3 protein-coding genes are annotated in these 2,578 nt (G+C 72.5%); 2 read left to right on the top strand and 1 reads right to left on the bottom strand.

Going from position 1 to position 2,578, the window contains the following annotated elements; genetic code table 11:
• Together R6V09_RS50585 and R6V09_RS50590 are read left to right on the top strand one after the other, a co-directional pair.
• On the top strand, window positions 1-1,608 hold a 1,608-nt coding region (locus R6V09_RS50585), incomplete at its 5' end, for a protein kinase domain-containing protein (RefSeq protein ID WP_317888163.1).
• Between the two features lie 13 nt (window positions 1,609-1,621).
• Window positions 1,622-1,780, top strand: a complete 159-nt coding sequence (locus tag R6V09_RS50590; protein WP_019070924.1) for a hypothetical protein — start codon at window positions 1,622-1,624, stop codon at window positions 1,778-1,780.
• Window positions 1,781-1,786: 6 nt separating this feature from the next.
• On the opposite strand, the gene R6V09_RS50595 is transcribed toward R6V09_RS50590, so the two are convergent.
• Window positions 1,787-2,578 (bottom strand): sensor histidine kinase (locus tag R6V09_RS50595; protein WP_317888164.1); only part of this gene is annotated, 792 nt, incomplete at its 5' end.

Consider the following 2,578-nt stretch of genomic DNA (forward strand, 5'->3'; position numbering starts at 1 on the left):
GTCCATGACGTGCTGGAGCACGACGTGCTGCCGTGGATCGTCATGGAGTACGTGGCGGACGCCGTCGACCTGCGCGACCTGGTCGGCCGGCACGGCCCGCTCGCCCCGGCGGAGTGCGCCCGCGTCGGACTCGCCGTACTCGACGCGCTGACCGCCGGGCACGAGCGGGGTGTCATGCACCGGGACGTGAAACCGGCGAACATCCTGCTCGCACCGGACCGCACCGGTTCGCCGTACGCCCGGGTCCTGCTCACCGACTACGGCATCTCGGTGCAGCCGGACGCCGGGGAGACGCGGTACACGCTGACGTCCGTGCTCGTCGGTACGGCGGGCTATCTGGCTCCGGAGCGGGCCACGGGCGGGCCGCCGACCGCCGCCGCCGACCTGTTCTCGCTGGGCTGCACGCTCTACCACGCCGTCGAGGGCCACGGTCCCTTCGCCCGCGAGTCACCGCTCGCGGAGATCACCGCGGTGGTCATGGAGGACCCGCTGCCACCGGCCCGCGCGGGCGCGCTGACGCCGGTGCTCCACGCGATGCTGGAGAAGGATCCGCTACGGCGGATTCCGGCGGCGGAGGCGGAGGTGGCGCTGTCGCGGATCGTGACCCCGCAGGCCGAGGCGGAGGCGTACGCCAGGACCCAGACGGACCTGGGTTCGCCGTCGCCCTGGGAGGGCCAGGCCGCGCCGGTGCCGGTGGCGGTGCCGACCCACCAGGTCTCGGCGCCGTACGGATACGGTGCCCCGACGTCCCAGCCCTCCCCCACGGGCAGGCGCCGGCGGCCTCGCCCCCGGCTCCTCCAGTCCGTCCTGGCGGGTCTGCTCGGGCTCGCTCTCGCCCTGGGCGGTGTCTGGTACGCGATGGCCCATCAGCCGCCCGCCAAGGACACCGGCAGGAGCAGCCCGCCGTACGGCACGGCCGTCGGGCTCGCCGCGCCGCTCAGGGACGGCGACTGTGTCACCGCCGACTGGCCGGGCGGGCACCTCTTCCAGGGGACGCCACGGCTCGCCGTGGACGCCGGCTGCCGGAACTCGGTGCCGGACGGACAGGTGATGGCGTTCGTGTCCACCGCGTCCGCGGACGAGGCACGGAAGGTCGGTGCCGACCGGTGTGCGCAGCGGACGCAGGAGATCCGGGAGAAGCTCGCGGACGTGCGGGGCTACGCCGTCGTACCGACGGACGCGGGATTCAAGGCGGCCGGGCGTCGGACCGCCTGTCTGGTGCTGGGCGCGCACGGGCCGGTCTACGGGCCGCTCGGCAGCCATCGGGCCCTCGGGTCGGCGTTCGCGGACACGTCGACCATGCAGAGGCGGGACTGTCTGGACGTGCCCTCGAACCGGGCGGCGAGCCTGGTCTCCTGCGCGGGCAAGCACGATCAGGAAGTGGTCGGGTTCACCCGGTTGGGCGCGGGCGTCACGCTGGCCCAGGCCCGTACGCGGTCGGACGCGGCGTGCGCGCGGGACGTCCCGCCGGCCGACTACGGCTTCGATCCGTCGCTCTACGAGGCCGCCTCCTGGACCAGTGAGGGACCGTGGAAGTCGGGCACTCATTTCGTCGTGTGCGCCGTGCGGAAGCAGAACGGGGGCACCATGGAGGGGGACGAACCATGAGGAGGGTGTCGCGATGCCCGGTTCCACGAAGACCATGGGGGTGATCACCGTCGGCGGTCTGGTGGTGGTGACGGCCTACACGGTGGCGCTCGGCAGCAACGGCTGGCTGTGGTTCGGCTGGGTCGTGCTGGGTCTGATCACCCTGGGGATGGTGGCCACGCGCAGCACCTGACGCGCGTTACTGCTCACTGCGCCGGCTCGCCGAGTGCACGCCCGGCTGGTACTTCGGCAGCCGGGCGGTGATCTTCATGCCCGCTCCTACGGCGGTCTCGATGACGAGGCCGTAGTCGTCGCCGTAGACCTGGCGGAGCCGGTCGTCGACGTTGGACAGGCCGATGCCGCCCGAGGGGCTGACCTCGCCCGCCAGGATGCGGCGCAGCAGGTCGGGGTCCATGCCGGCGCCGTCGTCCTCGATGACGACGAGTGCCTCGGCGCCCGCGTCCTGCGCGGTGATGCTGATGCGGCTCTTGCCCGCGGCAGTCACAGCCTTGCCCTCCAGACCGTGCTTGACGGCGTTCTCGACCAGCGGCTGGAGGCACAGGAACGGGAGCGCGACCGGCAGCACCTCGGGGGCGATCTGCAGGGTGACGGAGAGCCGTTCGCCGAAGCGGGCCCGGACGAGTGCCAAGTAGTGGTCGATGGCGTGGAGTTCGTCGGCGAGGGTGGTGAAGTCGCCGTGCCTGCGGAACGAGTAGCGGGTGAAGTCGGCGAATTCGAGGAGCAGTTCGCGGGCGCGCTCGGGGTCGGTGCGGACGAACGAGGCGATCACCGCGAGCGAGTTGAAGATGAAGTGCGGGGAGATCTGGGCCCGAAGTGCCTTGATCTCGGCCTCGATCAGTCGGGTGCGGGACTGGTCCAGATCCGCCAACTCCAGCTGGACGGAGACCCAGCGGGCCACCTCCCCCGCGGCCCGGACGAGGACCGCCGACTCGCGCGGCGCGCAGGCGACCAGCGCGCCGTGGACCCGGTC

Source organism: Streptomyces sp. W16, from assembly GCF_033194735.1.
Taxonomy (GTDB): Bacteria; Actinomycetota; Actinomycetes; order Streptomycetales; family Streptomycetaceae; genus Streptomyces.

Coding starts and splice junctions, on each gene's coding strand:
- R6V09_RS50590 (WP_019070924.1), top strand. CDS start 1,622: ATGCCCGGTTCCACGAAGACCATGGGGGTGATCACCGTCGGCGGTCTG.